At 67.8% G+C, this 15,410-nt stretch carries 12 protein-coding genes and 1 pseudogene; 6 read left to right on the plus strand and 7 right to left on the minus strand.

From position 1 onward, the window contains the following. Positions 1-15: 15 nt before the first annotated feature. The 6 genes from menD to AS25_RS01390 all read right to left on the minus strand — a co-directional run bounded on the left by menD (position 16) and on the right by AS25_RS01390 (position 9,312). The gene (gene menD, locus AS25_RS01365) at positions 16-1,959 is read right to left on the minus strand and encodes a 2-succinyl-5-enolpyruvyl-6-hydroxy-3-cyclohexene-1-carboxylic-acid synthase (protein WP_052160613.1); all 1,944 of its coding nucleotides are present in this window, start codon (positions 1,957-1,959) and stop codon (positions 16-18) included. A gap of 101 nt (positions 1,960-2,060) precedes the next feature. Further along, positions 2,061-3,401 carry a sulfate adenylyltransferase subunit 1 gene (locus AS25_RS01370; RefSeq protein WP_035960185.1) on the minus strand — a complete coding sequence of 447 codons (1,341 nt, stop codon included), beginning with the start codon at positions 3,399-3,401 and terminating at the stop codon, positions 2,061-2,063. Positions 3,402-3,403: 2 nt separating this feature from the next. Then, complete coding sequence (gene cysD, locus AS25_RS01375) at positions 3,404-4,336, minus strand: sulfate adenylyltransferase subunit CysD (RefSeq protein WP_035960192.1); 933 nt, start codon at positions 4,334-4,336, stop codon at positions 3,404-3,406. Beyond that, positions 4,318-5,130 carry a phosphoadenylyl-sulfate reductase gene (locus AS25_RS01380; protein ID WP_253270428.1) on the minus strand — a complete coding sequence of 271 codons (813 nt, stop codon included), beginning with the start codon at positions 5,128-5,130 and terminating at the stop codon, positions 4,318-4,320. The genes cysD and AS25_RS01380 overlap by 19 nt, the downstream gene beginning before the upstream one ends. Beyond that, complete coding sequence (locus tag AS25_RS01385) at positions 5,127-6,839, minus strand: nitrite/sulfite reductase (protein WP_035960199.1); 1,713 nt, start codon at positions 6,837-6,839, stop codon at positions 5,127-5,129. Before AS25_RS01385 ends, AS25_RS01380 begins: the two co-directional genes overlap by 4 nt. Before the next feature lie 247 nt (positions 6,840-7,086). Further along, positions 7,087-9,312, minus strand: coding sequence for a PhoX family protein (locus AS25_RS01390; protein WP_035960208.1), 2,226 nt, complete (start codon positions 9,310-9,312; stop codon positions 7,087-7,089). Between the two features lie 380 nt (positions 9,313-9,692). On the opposite strand from AS25_RS01390, the pseudogene AS25_RS14475 reads away from it, so the two are divergent. From AS25_RS14475 to AS25_RS01400, 3 genes and pseudogenes are all read left to right on the plus strand, one after another. Further along, positions 9,693-9,988 (plus strand): annotated as a pseudogene (locus AS25_RS14475) (IS3 family transposase); the annotation flags it as partial. A 43-nt stretch (positions 9,989-10,031) separates the two neighbouring features. Next, positions 10,032-10,577, plus strand: coding sequence for a flavin reductase family protein (locus AS25_RS14010; RefSeq protein WP_084117935.1), 546 nt, complete (start codon positions 10,032-10,034; stop codon positions 10,575-10,577). Between the two features lie 10 nt (positions 10,578-10,587). Further along, complete coding sequence (locus AS25_RS01400) at positions 10,588-11,937, plus strand: MFS transporter (RefSeq protein WP_035960228.1); 1,350 nt, start codon at positions 10,588-10,590, stop codon at positions 11,935-11,937. Between the two features lie 60 nt (positions 11,938-11,997). On the opposite strand, the gene AS25_RS01405 is transcribed toward AS25_RS01400, so the two are convergent. Continuing rightward, positions 11,998-13,011: an o-succinylbenzoate synthase gene (locus AS25_RS01405; RefSeq protein ID WP_035960235.1), complete on the minus strand. Its 1,014-nt coding sequence runs from the start codon at positions 13,009-13,011 to the stop codon at positions 11,998-12,000. A gap of 135 nt (positions 13,012-13,146) precedes the next feature. On the opposite strand from AS25_RS01405, the gene AS25_RS01410 reads away from it, so the two are divergent. Genes AS25_RS01410 through AS25_RS01420 form a run of 3 tightly spaced genes read left to right on the plus strand, consistent with a single transcriptional unit; the run spans position 13,147 to position 15,398 of the window. Further along, positions 13,147-13,407, plus strand: a complete 261-nt coding sequence (locus tag AS25_RS01410) for a hypothetical protein (protein WP_156960858.1) — start codon at positions 13,147-13,149, stop codon at positions 13,405-13,407. Between the two features lie 3 nt (positions 13,408-13,410). Then, positions 13,411-14,751 carry a glycosyltransferase family 2 protein gene (locus AS25_RS01415; RefSeq protein ID WP_216594091.1) on the plus strand — a complete coding sequence of 447 codons (1,341 nt, stop codon included), beginning with the start codon at positions 13,411-13,413 and terminating at the stop codon, positions 14,749-14,751. Continuing rightward, positions 14,748-15,398, plus strand: a complete 651-nt coding sequence (locus AS25_RS01420) for a 3-keto-alpha-glucoside-1,2-lyase-like domain-containing protein (RefSeq protein WP_035960251.1) — start codon at positions 14,748-14,750, stop codon at positions 15,396-15,398. The genes AS25_RS01415 and AS25_RS01420 overlap by 4 nt, the downstream gene beginning before the upstream one ends. Positions 15,399-15,410: the final 12 nt, after the last annotated feature.

The raw sequence follows: 15,410 nt of genomic DNA on the forward strand, positions 1-15,410 counted from the left end.
AGCGCCGAGCGGCATTCACTCCCCCGCGCGATGCTCCCGTTCGGAGGGCTCCCCCTCGAGGTACTCCCGCACCGCTCGTGCACCGGCGTCCCTGGCGGCCGCGTTGAAGTCCCGCAGGCTCTGCCGGTCTAGCGTGACCTCGATGACCCGCCGGCCGGCCACGGGTGCGGCGAGCGCAGCGGCGAGTTCGATCGCGGTGTCCGCGCGCACGTACTGGACCCCGTACGCCGCACACAGCTCCGCGATCCCCACCGCGTGGGAGGTCCCGAAGAAGCGCTCCACGGTCGCGGTGTAACGCGGGTCCCGGCCCAGGCCACCGTGTTCCAGGGTCTGAAAGATCCCGCCGCCGGAATCGTTGACCACGATCACGTGCAGGTCCGGAACGCGTTCGCCGGGTCCCAGGAGCAGTCCCCCGGCGTCGTGCAGGAACGTCAGGTCCCCCATGACCGCCCGCACGGGCCGCCCCGTACCCAGTCCCACGCCGTGCGCGGTGGCCACGGTCCCGTCGATCCCCGCGAGCCCGCGGTTGGCGATCACCGCCAGGGGCCCCCGGGCGCGGGCCACGAGATCCAGGTCCCGAACGATGTTGGAGGATCCCGCCACGAGCACGGAACCGTCCGCGCACGCCGCGTCCCACACCGCCCGTGCCACGTGCAGGCGCGTGAGCGAGGGCTGGTCGTCCGCGAACCGCAGCACCGCGGCGTCGGCGGCGGCTCCCGCCTCGCGCCACGCCTCGAGCCACCCGGGTTCCGCGGGCCCGACGGCGCTCGCTGCCTCCTCGAACGAGCCCACCGCGTCCTCGGGGCGCCTACCGTGCTCGAACCACGGGGCGGGATCGGGGCGCACGGCGATCACCCGCACGTCGGGGCGCTTGAACAGCGCGGAGACCCGACGGCTCAGGGTCGGGCGGCCCACGAGGACCACCGAGTCCACGCGCTCACCGAGGGGTGAGTCCAGCACGCTCTCGTAGGACGCGATGGCGGCCTCTCCCGCGCGCGCCTGGGACGAGGGTTCGGCGAGCAGCGGCAACGAGTGCTCCAGGGCGAAGCGCGCGGCGGCCGGCCCGGCGCCGTCGCCCGCGAACACGACGGGGTGAGCGATGCCCGCGGTCGCCGAAGGTGCCGGGGGCGCCGAAGACTCAGAGTCGGAAGACACCCGCCGCGCGGCATTGGAACGCATATCCGCGCCGTCGGCCTCGGAAGTCACACGCACGAGCTCGTTCCATGGCGCCGACTCCGCGATTCGCACCGACTCGGCGGGCGGGAGGAACGGCTCCAGGAGCACCGACCACGGGTGCACCCGGATCCGCGCGGCACCCCCGGAACGCACGGGCCGCACCTCACTCGCGAGGTCGCGGGCCCAGCTGCGCAGGTGACGGTGATCGTCGTCGCACACGGGGTACAGCGGATCGCGCAGGGCCACGTTCACGTGCACGGGTCCGGGCGGATCCTGCTCATCGCCGGGAAGGGCGGCCAGGATGTGATCGAGCAACGATTCCACGTCCTCGCACTGCTGCAACCACGACAACTGTGGCTCGTCCGGGGGCAACAGGTCCACGGCCGCGCGCACGAAGTTGGCGAACATCCCGGGTTGCCGCGTGGTCTGGTTCGCGCCGGTCCCGCGCAATTCGGGCGGGCGGTCCGCGCTGAGCACCACCAGGGGGACCCCCGCGTGGGAGGCCTCCATGACCGCCGGGAGCAGCTCGCCCACGGCCGTTCCGCTCGTGGTCACCACGGCGCACGACAGGCCCGTGGAGCGAGCGATGCCGAGGGCAGTGAAGGCGGCGTCGCGCTCGTCGACCCGCACGTGCACCGAGAGGGCCCCGCTGGCCTGCGCCGCCGCGGCGGCATACGCCAGCGGTGCGGAACGGGACCCCGGGGACACCACGAGGTGTTCCATCCCGCGCATCGCGAGGGCGCGCAGAACGGCGGTGGCCGAGACGAGGCTGGGGCTGATCACGCTCCAGAGCGTACCGACCGGCACCGACATGCACAGTGGCCCCGGTGCCGCGCCGTCGTGGACGTCGCGCACCGGGACCGCAAAAGTCACTCAGGGACGGCTCAGATGGCCCACTCCCCCGCGTCCGCGCGGAGGTTACCCAGCACACCCGGGGTGTTGACGCTGTCGTCCTGCACCATGCCCGCGGCCTGCGTGCGACCGGACTGTGGGTCGATGAGCAGGAACGAGCCCAGCGCGTGCGACTGCGTGTACGCAGTGGTGAACAGCGGTTCGGCCACGCGTACGGTCACCCGGCCGATATCATTGAGCTCGAACGACTCCACCGATTCCGCGGCGAGGCTCTCGAGGTTCAGCCTCCCGTCGAGCGAACCCACGATCCCGCGCACCACGCGCGTGGTGTGCTTGAGCAGCACGCGCTGGCCCTCGCGCAGGGGCTTCTCGTCGTCGAGCCAGCACACCACGGCCTCCACCGACTTAGTGCCCGACGGCGCCCCGGCCGGTTCCGCGATCAGGTCACCGCGCGTGATGTCGATCTGGTCCGCGAGCGTGAGGGTCACGGACTGCCCGGCCACGGCGTACTCGGCGGGAGCCCCAGCCACGTCGATGCGCTCGACCGTGGTGGTGCGCCCGGCCGGCTGCACGGCGACCTTGTCCCCCACGGCCACCGAACCGGAGGCAATCTGGCCCGCGTAGCCGCGGTAGTCCACGAACTCCGGGGACAGTGCGGCGGACTGCGGGCGGATGACGCACTGCACGGGCAGCGCGAACCGTTCCGCCTGGGTGAGCTCGGACGAGTCCGGGAGGTTCTCGAGCCAGCTCAGCAGGGACGGACCGTCGTACCACGGGGTGTCCTGGGAGGCCTCGACCACGTTGTCACCGCGCAGCGCGGAGACCGGGATGATCCGCAGGTCCAGCACACCCAGTTCGTCCGCGAGTTCGTGCAACTGTCCGCTCAGTTCCCGGAACGCTTCTTCCGCATCGGGCAACAGGTCGATCTTGTTGACCGCGACGATCAGGTGCGGCACCCCCAGCAGGGCCCCGACCGCCAGGTGGCGCCGGGTCTGCTCCATGATCCCGTGGGTGATGTCCACGAGCACGATCAGCGCGTCCGCGGTGGAGGCACCCGTGACGGTGTTGCGCGTGTACTGCACGTGCCCCGGGCAGTCCGCGAGGATGAAGCTGCGCGCGGGCGTCGCGAAATAGCGGTAGGCCACGTCGATCGTGATGCCCTGCTCGCGTTCGGCCCGCAGCCCGTCCGTGAGCAGCGCGAGGTCCGCGGCGTCCAGGCCGCGGGACTGGCTGACCCGTTCGATCGCGTCGAGCTGGTCCACCAGGATGTTCTTGGTGTCGTGCAGCAAGCGGCCCACGAGCGTGGACTTGCCGTCGTCCACGCTGCCGGCCGTGGCGATCCGCAGCAGGCTTGCTCGGTTCTCGGTGCTCATCTCTAGAAGTAGCCCTCTCGTTTGCGGTCCTCCATGGCGGCCTCGGACACGCGGTCGTCCGCGCGGGTGGCCCCGCGTTCGGTGAGGGTGCTGGTCATGACCTCAGCCAGCACCTCCTCCGCGGTCGTGGCCGGGGACTCCACGGCACCCGTGCAGCTCATGTCACCCACGGTGCGGTAGCGCACGGTGCGCTGCTCCACGGTCTCGTTCTCCCGCGGGCTCACGTACTCACCCACGGCGAGCCACATCCCGTCGCGGCTGATCACGTCCCGCTCGTGGGCGTAGTACAGCGGGGGCAGGTCGATGCCCTGTTCGGTGATGTAGGACCAGATGTCCAACTCGGTCCAGTTGGACAGCGGGAACACCCGCACGTGCTCCCCGGGGCGGTGGCGCGTGTTGTACAGGCTCCACAGTTCGGGGCGCTGGTTACGCGGATCCCACTGGCCGAACTCGTCCCGCAGGCTGATGATGCGTTCCTTGGCGCGGGCCTTCTCCTCGTCGCGGCGGGCCCCGCCGTAGACGACGTCGTGCTTGCCCTCCGTGATCGCGTCCAGCAGGGGGACGGTCTGCAACTGGTTGCGGGTGCCGTCCGGGCGCTCGGCCAGGCGGCCGTCGTCGATGTAGTCCTGGACCTTGGCGACCTCCAGACGGATCTTCAACCGCTCCACGGTGCGGTCCCGGAACTCCAGGACCTCCGGGAAGTTGTGCCCGGTGTCCACGTGCAGCACGGGGAACGGGATGGGGGCCGGCCAGAAAGCCTTGGCGGCCAGGTGCAGCATGACCACCGAGTCCTTGCCGCCGGAGAACAGCAGCACGGGGCGCTCGCCCTCGGACGCGGTCTCGCGGAAGATGTGGATGGACTCGGCCTCGAGGCGCTGCAACTGGGAGAGCGTCACGGACTCTGAGGTGGTCGTGGTCATAGGTGGATCCCGCATTCTGTTTTGCCCACACCGGACCAGCGCCCGGCGCGGGGGTCTTCTCCGGGGGCGACCTTGCGCGTGCACGGTGCGCACCCGATGGACGGGTAGCCCTGACCCAGCAACGGGTTGACCACCACGAGGTTCTGTTCGGCGTACTCGACCACGTGGTCGAAGCTCCAATCCACCACGGGATTGAGCTTGACCATCTGGTGGTGCTCGTCCCACTCCACGGGCGCGGCGTTCGCGCGGTGGGGCGTCTCCTCACGCCGCAGCCCGGTCACCCAGGCCTCGTACCCGGCCAGGGCCTTGTCCAGCGGCGCGACCTTGCGCATCCCGCAGCACAGGCCCGGGTCACGGTCGTGGAGCTTGGGGCCGTACTTGGCGTCCTGCTCGGGCACGGTCAGCTCGGGCAGCAGGGTCCGCACGTTCACGGGCCAGTCCGCCGCGAACCGGTCGCGGGTCTCGAGGGTCTCCGGGAAGTGGTAGCCCGTCTCCAGGAAGAGCACGTCCACATCCTTGATGTGGTTGCTCACCAGGGCGGGGACCACGGTGTCGGAGGCCATGGAGCACGCGACCGCGAGCTTCTTCCCGAAGGTCTCCGCGGCCCACGCGAGCACCTCGTCCGGGTCCGCGTCCCGCGCCCCGAAGCGCTGCTGCGCGTCCTCGACGAGCGCCTTGAGTTCCTCGACGGAACGGGTGCGTCCGGGGGATGCGGCCGCGGGGTCCTGCTCGATGGTCGTGGTACGAGCGGACGACGACGCCGCGTCCGCCGCCTCCGTCCGCCCGGTGGCGGTGTCGGTCGTGGTCATTTCAGCGAATCCTCCTGGGCGTTCAGGGCCCACTCGGCGAAGCTCTGGTGGGCCTCGCGCTCGTCGAGGAACGTGCGGGTGACACGCTCCACGTAGTCGGACAGGTCGTCGGCGGTGATCTTCAGCCCGCGCACGGTGCGACCCAGGCCACCCTCCTCGCGGTCCGGGGAGGCCAGGCCGCCACCCAGGTGCACCTGGAACACGTATTCCTCACCGATGTACTGGCCCTTGAGGCCGATGTCCGCAGTCTGGATGCGCGCGCACGAGTTGGGGCACCCGTTGATGTGCAGTGAAATGGGCGTGGGGATCTCCACGTCATCGAGCCGCTGCTCCATGTCGTCGATCACCCGCGCCGCGAGGCCCTTGGTCTCCACGAACGCGAGCTTGCAGAACTCGATCCCGGTGCACGCGATCGTGGAGCGGCGGAACGGGCTGGGCTTGGCGTGCATCCCCCACGGGGCGAGCGCCTCGATCAGGGAGTCCACGTTCTCCGGGGCCACGTCCAGCACCAGGACCTTCTGGTGCGGGGTCAGCCGGATCCGGCCGGAACCGGCAGCCTCCGCGGCGTCGGCGAGCGCCACGAGGGCGTCCCCGCTCAGCCGGCCCGCGGTCAGGGCGAAGCCCACGTACTTCTTACCGTCGTTCTGCTCGTGCACGCCCACGTGGTCCGCGTGACCCACGGCGCGCTCGGGGGCGGGACCGTCCGGCAGCTCGCGGCCCAGGTACTCGTCCTGGAGCACCTGACGGAACTTCTCGGGGCCCCACTCGGCGAGCAGGAACTTGAGCCGAGCCTTGGTGCGCTGCTTGCGGTAGCCGTAGTCGCGGAAGATCGCGGTGACCCCGGCCCACACGGGCACGACGTCCTCCGGAGCCACGAACGCGCCCAGGCGCTCCCCCAGCCGCGGGGACACGGACAGTGCGCCGCCCACCCACAGGTCGTAGCCGGGGCCGAGCTCCGGGTGGTTCACACCCACGAAGCTGACGTCGTTGATCTCGTGCACCACGTCCAGGGTGCGGCTGCCGGTGATCGCGGTCTTGAACTTGCGCGGCAGGTTCACGTAGTCCGGGTTGCCCACGAACTCGGAGCGCAGCGCCTCGAGCTCGGGCGTGGGATCGATGATCGGATCCGCCTCGACCCCCGCCACGGGGCTGCCCAGGAACACGCGGGGCGTGTCACCGCACGCCTCGAGGGTCGTGAGGCCCACGGAGTCCAGGCGTTCCCACATCTCGGGCACGTCCTCGATGCGCAGCCAGTGCAACTGGATGTTCTGTCGGTCGGACACGTCCGCGGTGCCGCGCGCGAAGTCGCGGGAGATGCCACCCAGCACGCGGGTCTGCTCGGTGGTCAGCTGTCCGCCGTCCAGGCGGATGCGCTGCATGAAGTACTCGTCCGAGAGCGATTCGGCGTCCAGCTTGGAGGTCGACGCGCCGTCCACGCCCTGCTTGCGCTGCGTGTACAGGCCCAACCAGCGGAACCGGCCGTGGACGTCGTCCGCGGGGATCGAAGCGTACCCGGTCTTGGAATACGTGTCGATGATCCGCTGCCGGACGTTGAGCGAGTTCTCCTCCGCCTTGAACTCCTCGTTGTGGTTCAACGGCGTGCGGCCGCTGACCTTCCACTGGCCCAGATCGGTGCCCTTGCGGGGTCCGCGCACGCGGCCGGACGCCGCGGCGGGGGCCTTGTCCTGGGTGTCGGCGGACGGGGTCATGGGTGCTCCTTGGGTGAGGGGGAGGCAAGTCGCTCCAACGTACCGAGCGAGCCCTCAGTGCAGCGATTCACCGTCACAAACCCGTCACATAGCCGGCATTCCCCCTGGTCACCCGCGAGTACAGGCCGACGTCGCTCGGCCGGCACCGCGGCGTCGTCGCCCCCTGCGCCCGGGCACGACGACGCGGGCGGAACCGCGGTCTCCCGCGATCCCGCCCGCGCGTGCGTGCGGTGGTGGCGCTTCCGGCTCAGCCCTCGTAGGACTTGGGTGCCTGGCGCGCGCGACGCTTGAGCTCGGCGTTCGTCTTGCCCTGGTACCCGCGGTACTTGGGGCCGTTCTTGCCGTTCTTGCGACGCTTGTCCTGGTTGCGACCCTTGCCCGGCTTGTCACTCACGCCACCGGGGAACTCGGGCTGGTCCTCGCGGTTCTTGTGGAAGACCTGGACCACCGCGGGGCGCGGCATGGAGAACTCGCCGGCCCCGGCGCGCGTGGGCAGCACGTAGTCGGGGAAGTACGAGCGGGGCTGCTCGAACGTGCCGTCCTCACCGGGGTGCTGCACGGCCACGTAGACCATGCCCTCGATGTCGTGGATCACGGGACCGCACGTCTCCGCGTCCTGCGGCACGGCCAGGAACTGCTGCACGCGACCGCGATTGGCACCCTGGAGGTCCACCTTGAACAGACCGTCGTTGTAGCCGATCTTGGAGGGCGCACCGTCCGTGGAGATCCACAGGTTGCCCGCCTTGTCGAAGGCCACGTTGTCGGGGCACGAGATCGGGGAGACCTTCTCCTTGGGGAACCCGCCGAAGTACGTCCCCGAATCCTTGGTGGGGTCACCGCACACGAGCAACAGGTTCCAGTCGAAGCGCGTGGCCTGGGGCCGGTTATTGCGCTCGGTCAGTTCCAGGATGTACCCGTCACGGTTGCCGGTGCGGGGATTGGCCTCGTCCACGTCCGCCTTGCCGGGCTTGCCGCGATCGGAGTTGTTGGTCAGCGCCGCGTACACCTTGCCGGTGTGGGGGTTGGGCTCCACATCCTCCGGGCGGTCCATCTTGGTGGCGCCAGCCTTGTCCGCGGCGAGGCGGGTGTAAACCAGGACCTCCTCCACGGACATGCCGCGGACCATGGACTTTCCACCCTTGAGCAGGGGCAGCCACTCGCCGGTGCCGTCGAACTCGCCGTCGCGGGGCAGCTGGCCCGTCCCAGTGATCTCGGGGGCCTGGGAGTTGCCGCGCAGCCGGGCCACGTAGAGGTCGCCCTCGGAGAGCAACTTCATATTGTGGGCCTTGTCGCCCTTGCGGTATTTGCGGGACGAGACGAACTTGTAGATGTACTCGAACTTCTCGTCGTCACCGGAGTACGCGACCACCGTGCCGTCGTCACCCACGCGCACGTTCGCGCCCTCGTGCTTGAAGCGGCCCAGCGCGGTGTGCTTGATGGGCGCGGAGTTGGGGTTCTGCGGGTCGATCTCCACGATCCAACCGAAGCGGTTGGGCTCGTTCTTGTACCCCTCGATCCGGGCGTCGAAGCGCTTCTCCACCTCGGGCCAGCGGCGGGACGGCATGGTCGTGGGGAAGCCGTAGCGCTTCTCCTCGGCGGTGCCGGAGGTGATGAAGTACTGGTGCACGTTCTCCTCACCGGAGAGCACCGTGCCCCACGGTGTCACACCGCCCGAGCAATTGTTCTGGGTGCCCAGCACGCGCTTGCCGGTGGGGTCGTCCTGCGTCTTGAGCAGATCGGACCCCGCGGCGGGCCCGTCCATCACGAACGTGGTGGTCAGCGTGATGCGACGGTTGCGAGCGCCACCGCGCACATAGGTCCACGGCTCCCCCACCTTGGTGCGGGAGATCTCCACGACCGACATGCCGTGCGCCTGGATCGCGGTCTTGACCATGTTGGTCAGGTTGGTCTTGTCGTAGCCCGCCGGGAACATGGTGTTCTCGTTGGTGTACTCGTGGTTGTTCACCAGCACGCCCGTGAGCCCGTTCGGGTCCGGGATGATGTCCAGATAGTCCGAGTTGAACCCGAACTGCTTGGCTTGCGCTTCGGGGGTCTGGTTCTTGGGGTCGAACTCCGGGGAGTCGTAGAACAGGGGGTCACCCCAGCGGATGATGGGCGACCAGTCGTAGCCCTTGGGCACCGAGAGGTCGTCCACGGTCATGTCCACGGGCTTGATGGGCGTGAAGTCCAGGCGGGCACGGCCCTGACCCCAGTAGGCGTAGGTGGCCTCGGCCGGCTGGGCGGTCGCGGCGACCACACCCACGGTCACGGCCCCGGCCATCCCCAGACCCAGGGCGGCACGGCGGCTGACAGCTGCGGAGATGACGTCGTGCACGTACTCGTTGCCGGATGTATTCGCGTCCGGGGTCATGCACTGGCTACCGCACTTGAGTTCACACGTGAGCGGGCTGCGCTTGCCGTTGACGTGGCCCAGCATGGGCAACAGGCGACGGCGTTCGGGTGCTTGGGTCATGGCGTGGCTCCCTGGGTGGGACATGCATTGACGCATGTCAGCGAGTGGTTCCGCTGCTCAGACCACCATCACGGCGTGATCGCCACGCAACCACCGGGCGAACGACGGGTTAATTGCGCGTCCGTCACGGACCACCTTCGGGGCCCCGCGCGCCGCGTGCCGCATTGTGGCGACTTTGGGTCCCGGGCTGCATACAGGGGCGGGTTTCAACCCCCGTTGACGCGCTGGGGCAAGTTCGAGCCACCTCGGCCCCTCATCATGGATCGGAACTGCTGTACGGGGGAGGTGACATCTGATCTGGCTTGCCCGTCGGGCGGCCTGGAAGGATATGCACCATGCCCGCTGCATATCCCCGAGAGTTCCGCGAAGACGTCGTTCGTAAGGACGCGTTCTGCGGGCGAATCGTGGGCTACTCCATGGATTCCCGGATGAAGGCCCGCCTCGCGGTGAACGCACTGGTCAATGCGGCCACGCGGCGCGGGAATCCTTCTTCGCGTTGCTGCAGAAGAACGTCCTCGATCGCCGTCGCTGGCGGACCCGTGACGAGCTGCGGATCGCGATTATCACCTGGATCGAACAGACCTACCACTGGCGCCGTCGACAGGTTCGCCTGGGCCGTTTGACCCCGATGGAATGCGAGACCATCATGAACCCAGCCGTGGACCTCGCGGCTTGACAATAGAACTGTCACCTCACCGTGCAGCAGTGCCCATGCCTACATGGAGGATTTGAAGGCGCTGCACGGCGACCGTATCGAGGTTCACCTGGATGATCGGGGGAGAACTCTGGATGTCGCTGATCTCGTGAGCAGCGTTGCCGATGGCACCGAGCTGTACATGTGCGGACCCATTCGCTTGATGGATGCTGTCCGCAGGGCGTGGTCCGATAATAGCCTGGACCCTACCAAGTTGAGGTACGAGACGTTCGGGAACAGTGGATGGTACGAGGCCGAGCCCTTCGAAGTCCATATTCCCCGATTGAACTTCAGGACCACCGTGAATTCGGATGAGTCGATGCTCGAAGCACTGGAACGCGGAGGTGTGGACACCATGTCGGATTGTCGCCGGGGAGAGTGTGGTCTCTGTCAGGTGAAGATTCTGGAGCTTTCCGGGGAAGTTGATCATCGAGACGTCTTCTATTCCGACCGCCAGAAGGCTCCGAACGCCACAATGTGCTGCTGCGTCTCCCGCGCAGTAGCAACTCGACCGGATTCAACTCCGGGAAACCCCGCACAGTCAGCCCTCGTAACCATCGACGTTCCCTGAAAGGCATGTTTTGGACATTCGCCGTAAGATCGACATTTCCAAGATGTCGGCATATCAATGGGTCATTGTTGCACTAGCCGCGTTTCTCAACGCCCTCGACGGGTACGACGTGTTGGCAATGGCCTTCACCGCGACCTCCGTCTCCAAGGAGTTCGAACTCACAGGAGCCCAGCTGGGCTGGCTGCTGAGTTCCGGTCTGATCGGCATGGCTGCTGGGTCACTCTTGCTGGGCCCGTTCGCTGATCGCTTCGGACGTCGCAAGATCCTGTTGGTCGCGGTTGGCATCAATGCCGCAGGGTTGTTCCTTTCCGCCACGGCGAACTCCGCCCTTGAGCTGGGCGCATGGCGAGTCATCACCGGGCTGGGTGTGGGCGGCATCCTCGCAACGGTTACGGTCATCACCAGCGAGTACTCCAATGTGAAGAATCGCGGCATGGCCATCAGTATCTACACCGCCGGCTACGGGGTGGGTGCCACACTGGGTGGGATGGGCGCCACCCAGCTGATTCCCGCTTTCGGATGGCGCTCCGTGTTCCTTGCCGGTGGCCTTGTGACATTGTTCGCAGCCGTTTTGATCCTGGTGATCCTGCCAGAATCTGTTGATTACTACCGTGTCCGACGCCCCAAGAATGCCGAAGAGAAGTTGGCTGGAATTGCCCGACGGATCGGGCTCAAGGGAGACGTTTTCCTGGGGGATGCACCCACCACAACCAATTCGTCACAGGGTAGCGTAACGCAGCTGCTTGGTGGCCGGTACCGGGTTTCGACCATCCTGCTATGGGTATCGTTCTTCGTCATCATGTTCGGCTTCTACTTCGCGAATTCGTGGACGCCGAGACTTTTGGTTGAATCCGGGATGACGGAGCAACAAGGCATCGTGGGGGGCCTGATGCTGACCATGGGTGGAACCTTCGGTTCACTGATCTACGGTGTTCTGACCATTCGGCGTAACGCGCGCAACACGCTCGTGGTGTTCACTATTCTTGCGGCCGTTCTATTGGTGGTATTCATTACTACTACATCAATTCCGACTCTCGCATTCCTGAGTGGTGTTGTCGTGGGAATGCTCATCAACGGCTGTGTTGCGGGACTCTACACCGTGGCGCCTCAGACGTATGCGCCGGAGGTGCGAGCAACCGGTGTCGGATGGGGTCTCGGAATTGGCCGGGTGGGAGCCATTCTGGCACCCATTCTGGTGGGCACCCTCCTCGACGGCGGCTGGTCACCGACCCAGCTCTACATCGGGGTTGCGGTCGTGGTAGCTCTAGCTGCCTTCGCGGCCTCGCGCTTGAAGCCCCATATCGATACTCCTTTGGTTGAATCCGCCACCGAGGAGCCCACTCCGGCTGCCCGTCGCTGAACCGGACTTGCCAAGAAGGGGCCGATCCTACCCATGCGTAGTGTCGGCCCCTTCCGCCGTCTAAATGTCCCCGCCCCGCAGCACCTCGTACGTGCGGGAGATCCGCTCGAGCCACCAGTCACGGCGCGGGCCCGTGACCGCGTGTTCCGTCAGCAGATCCTCGGAGACCGCCACGTCCCGCACCGGGAGGTAGCCGTCCACCGGGCGCAGGGGCTCGGCGGTGACGTCCGCGGTCATCAGGGACAGCGTCCCGAGCCCGCACGCGTACGGCAACTCCGGTAACGCCGCGGCGAGTGCCACGCCCGCCCGGATCCCCACCGAGCTGTCGATCGCGGAGCTGACGACGGCGGGCAGCCCGGCCTGCGCCACGATCTCCAGCGCCCGGCGTACCCCGCCCAGGGGTGCGACCTTGACCACGATCAGATCCGCCGCGTCGGCCCGAGCCACGGCCAGCGGGTCCTGCGCCTTGCGCACGGATTCGTCCGCGGCGATCAACAATTTGTTCCCCGCGTCCCGCAGCCGACGGCGCACGTTGGCCAGCCCCGGCACGGTGGCCACGGGTTGCTCGGCGTACGCGAGCTCGAACTCGCTCAGGGTGGTGAGTGCGCATACGGCGTCGTCCTCGCTCCAGCCCATGTTCGCGTCCACGCGCAGTTGCGCGTCCGGGAGGGCGGCGCGCACGGCGGCGACGCGAGCGACGTCGTCCGCGAGGCTCTGTCCGCGTTCGGCGACCTTGATCTTCACGGCGTGCACCGCGCCGCCGTACCCCGCAAGGACCTCCGGGACGCGCTCGGAGGGGACGGCCGGGACCGTGGCGTTGACGGGCACCCGGGTGCGCACGGGGTCGGGGAACCCGGTCCATGCCACCTCGATGCCCGCGCGCAACCACGACGCCGCTTCGGCGTCCTCGTACTCGGGGAAAGGACCGAATTCACCCCAACCCGCCGGGCCGTGGAAGACCACCGTTTCCCGGGCGGTGACCCCCCGGAACCGCACGCGCATGGGCAGGGAGACCACCCGAGCGGTATCGAGCAGATCGGACAGTGGGGGTATGGGCGTCACCGAAGAGAGCATGGCCCTAGGGTACGTGTCCGCCTTAATCGCAACGCCGGGTCACAGGTGTCGTGAGTCCGGGGGGATGATCGCGACACCACAGGGGGAATCGGGGGATTCGTGTTGCATGTCTTTGCGCTGTCCGAAATCGCGTCCGTGGGGGAAACGTTGCAGGCGTTCCTGCAGGGCGGCAGCCGCGTGCTGTTGATGATCGCCATGGTGCTGTTCCTGGCGTACCTGCTGTTCTTCCTCAGCACGGTGTCCATCGCGAGCGCCATCACCACGTGGCACCAGATCCGGCGCAGGCCCCGTCAGGCCGCGCACCCGCGCGAGATGGCGCCCGTGACCGCCGCCGAGGACCAGCCGTACCAGGAGCTGCCCGCGCACGGTCGGCACGCGCTGAAGGTGAAGAGCTGAACCGTGATCCTGGTCGTCGGTCATCGTATCGACCTCATCCTGGTGCTCGCCGTGGTCCTCGTGGCCCTGAGCGTCCTGTACGGCATGTTCATCCTGGTGCTCTCCCGCTTCGAACCGCAGCGCTCGCAGCACCGTAGGGTGAAGATCGCCACCGTCCCCGGCCACCGCAAGGTGGTCTTCGTGATCCCGTGCCTCAACGAGGAACGCGTCCTGCGGCCCAGCCTCGAGCGGCTCGTCGGCTTGGACCACCCGGACGTCCAGATCATGGTGATCGACGACGGTTCCGACGACGACACGGCCGAGATCGTGCGCTCGTTCCCGGACCCGCGCGTGCACCTGTTCCAGCGCACCCTGCCCCACGCCCGCGAGGGGAAGGGCGAGGCGCTCAACGCCGCCATCCAGTACCTGCGCACGAGCGATCTGATCGCCGGGACGTCTCATTCTGACGTGGTCGTGTGCGTCATAGACGCGGACGGACGTCTGGACCCGCACGCCCTGGACGACGTCATGCCCCTGTTCAAGGACAACCGCCTGGGCGCGGTGCAGATCGGCGTGCGGATCAACAACCGCCAGCAGAACCTCCTGGCCCGGATGCAGGACCTCGAGTTCGTGCTCTACACCCACGTGTTCCAGCGGGGCCGCCGACACCTGGGCAGCGTGGGACTCGGCGGCAACGGCCAGTTCGTCCGGCTCTCCGCGCTCGACGGGCTGGGTGTGTACCCGTGGTCGCGCAGCCTCACCGAGGACCTGGATTTGGGCGTGCGACTGCTCATGGACGGGTGGCAGACCGAGTTCGTCTCCACCGCGTCCGTGCATCAGCAAGGACTCGTGGACGTCAAGCGCTGGGTCAAGCAGCGCACCCGGTGGTTCCAGGGCCACCTGCAGTCCTGGAACCTGGTGCCGTGGGTGCTGCGGGACCTCACCGGCAGCCGCCGGGCGGATCTCTTGTACCACCTGACGAGCCCGTTCCTATTGCTGCTTACGTCCTTCCTGTCCCTGGCGTTCGCCTTCTGGGTGCTGGACCTCGCGGTCGGCATCGTCACGGGTCACGCCGTGGTCTCCGGGTGGTGGCTCTCGTCCTACCTGATCGCGTTCGGACCCGCCCTGCTGTACGGGCTGGTGTACTGGTCGCAGGAACGTCACAGCGGGCTGAACCCGGTCAAGGCCGTGGGCCTGGTCCACCTCTACGTGCTCTACGCCGTGCTGTGGTACGTGGCCGGTTGGAAAGCCGCGTGGCGCGCGGTGCGCGGCCACAACGGCTGGGCCAAGACGGAACGCGTGGTCGAGAACCAGGAGCAGGTGGACTCCTCGGCCCGGGAGCTCACGGTGGAGGCCCATGCATGAGGAAACGCGGCGTCGTCGTACTCGTCGCGGCGATCGTGCTGGTGCTCGCGGTGGTGGCCGTCATGAATAACCTGTGGCGCGTGCAGCCGTGGGCGGACGGGGAGGTGCACGGGCGCTGGCAGGTCATGTACACGGGCTACGGCACCGTGAAGGGCAACGACCGGCAGGTGCTGCTGGAACCCCACACGGCCGAGGCCGCCAACGTGACCCACGGGGCCCTCGTGCACACGGTGGAAAACTACGACGACGCCGACTTCGCCGTCACGGTGCGCACCGAGGAACAGCTGCGCCGCAACGACGAACCCAATGCGTGGGAAGTGGGCTGGGTGCAGTGGAACCTGCGCGACAACGACCACTTCTACGCGGTGGCGCTCAAACCCAACGGCTGGGAGATCTCCAAGCAGGACCCTGCCTACCCGGGGGCGCAGCGGTTCATCGCCTCCGGCGGGGACCGGACCTTCCCGGTGGGTAAGGACTACCGGGTGGAGATCACGCAGGACTGGCCCAGGATGACGGTCACGGTGGACGGGACCGAACTGGCCACCGTCACGGACGAGGAGACCCCCTACCGAGGGGGCGCGATCGGGTTGTACACGGAGGACGCCAAGGTCCTGTTCCACGATTTCGAGATCACGGGACAGGGCTGACGGGACCGTCCG

It is taken from the genome of Kocuria marina, assembly GCF_000786655.1.
GTDB lineage: Bacteria > Actinomycetota > Actinomycetes > Actinomycetales > Micrococcaceae > Kocuria > Kocuria marina_A.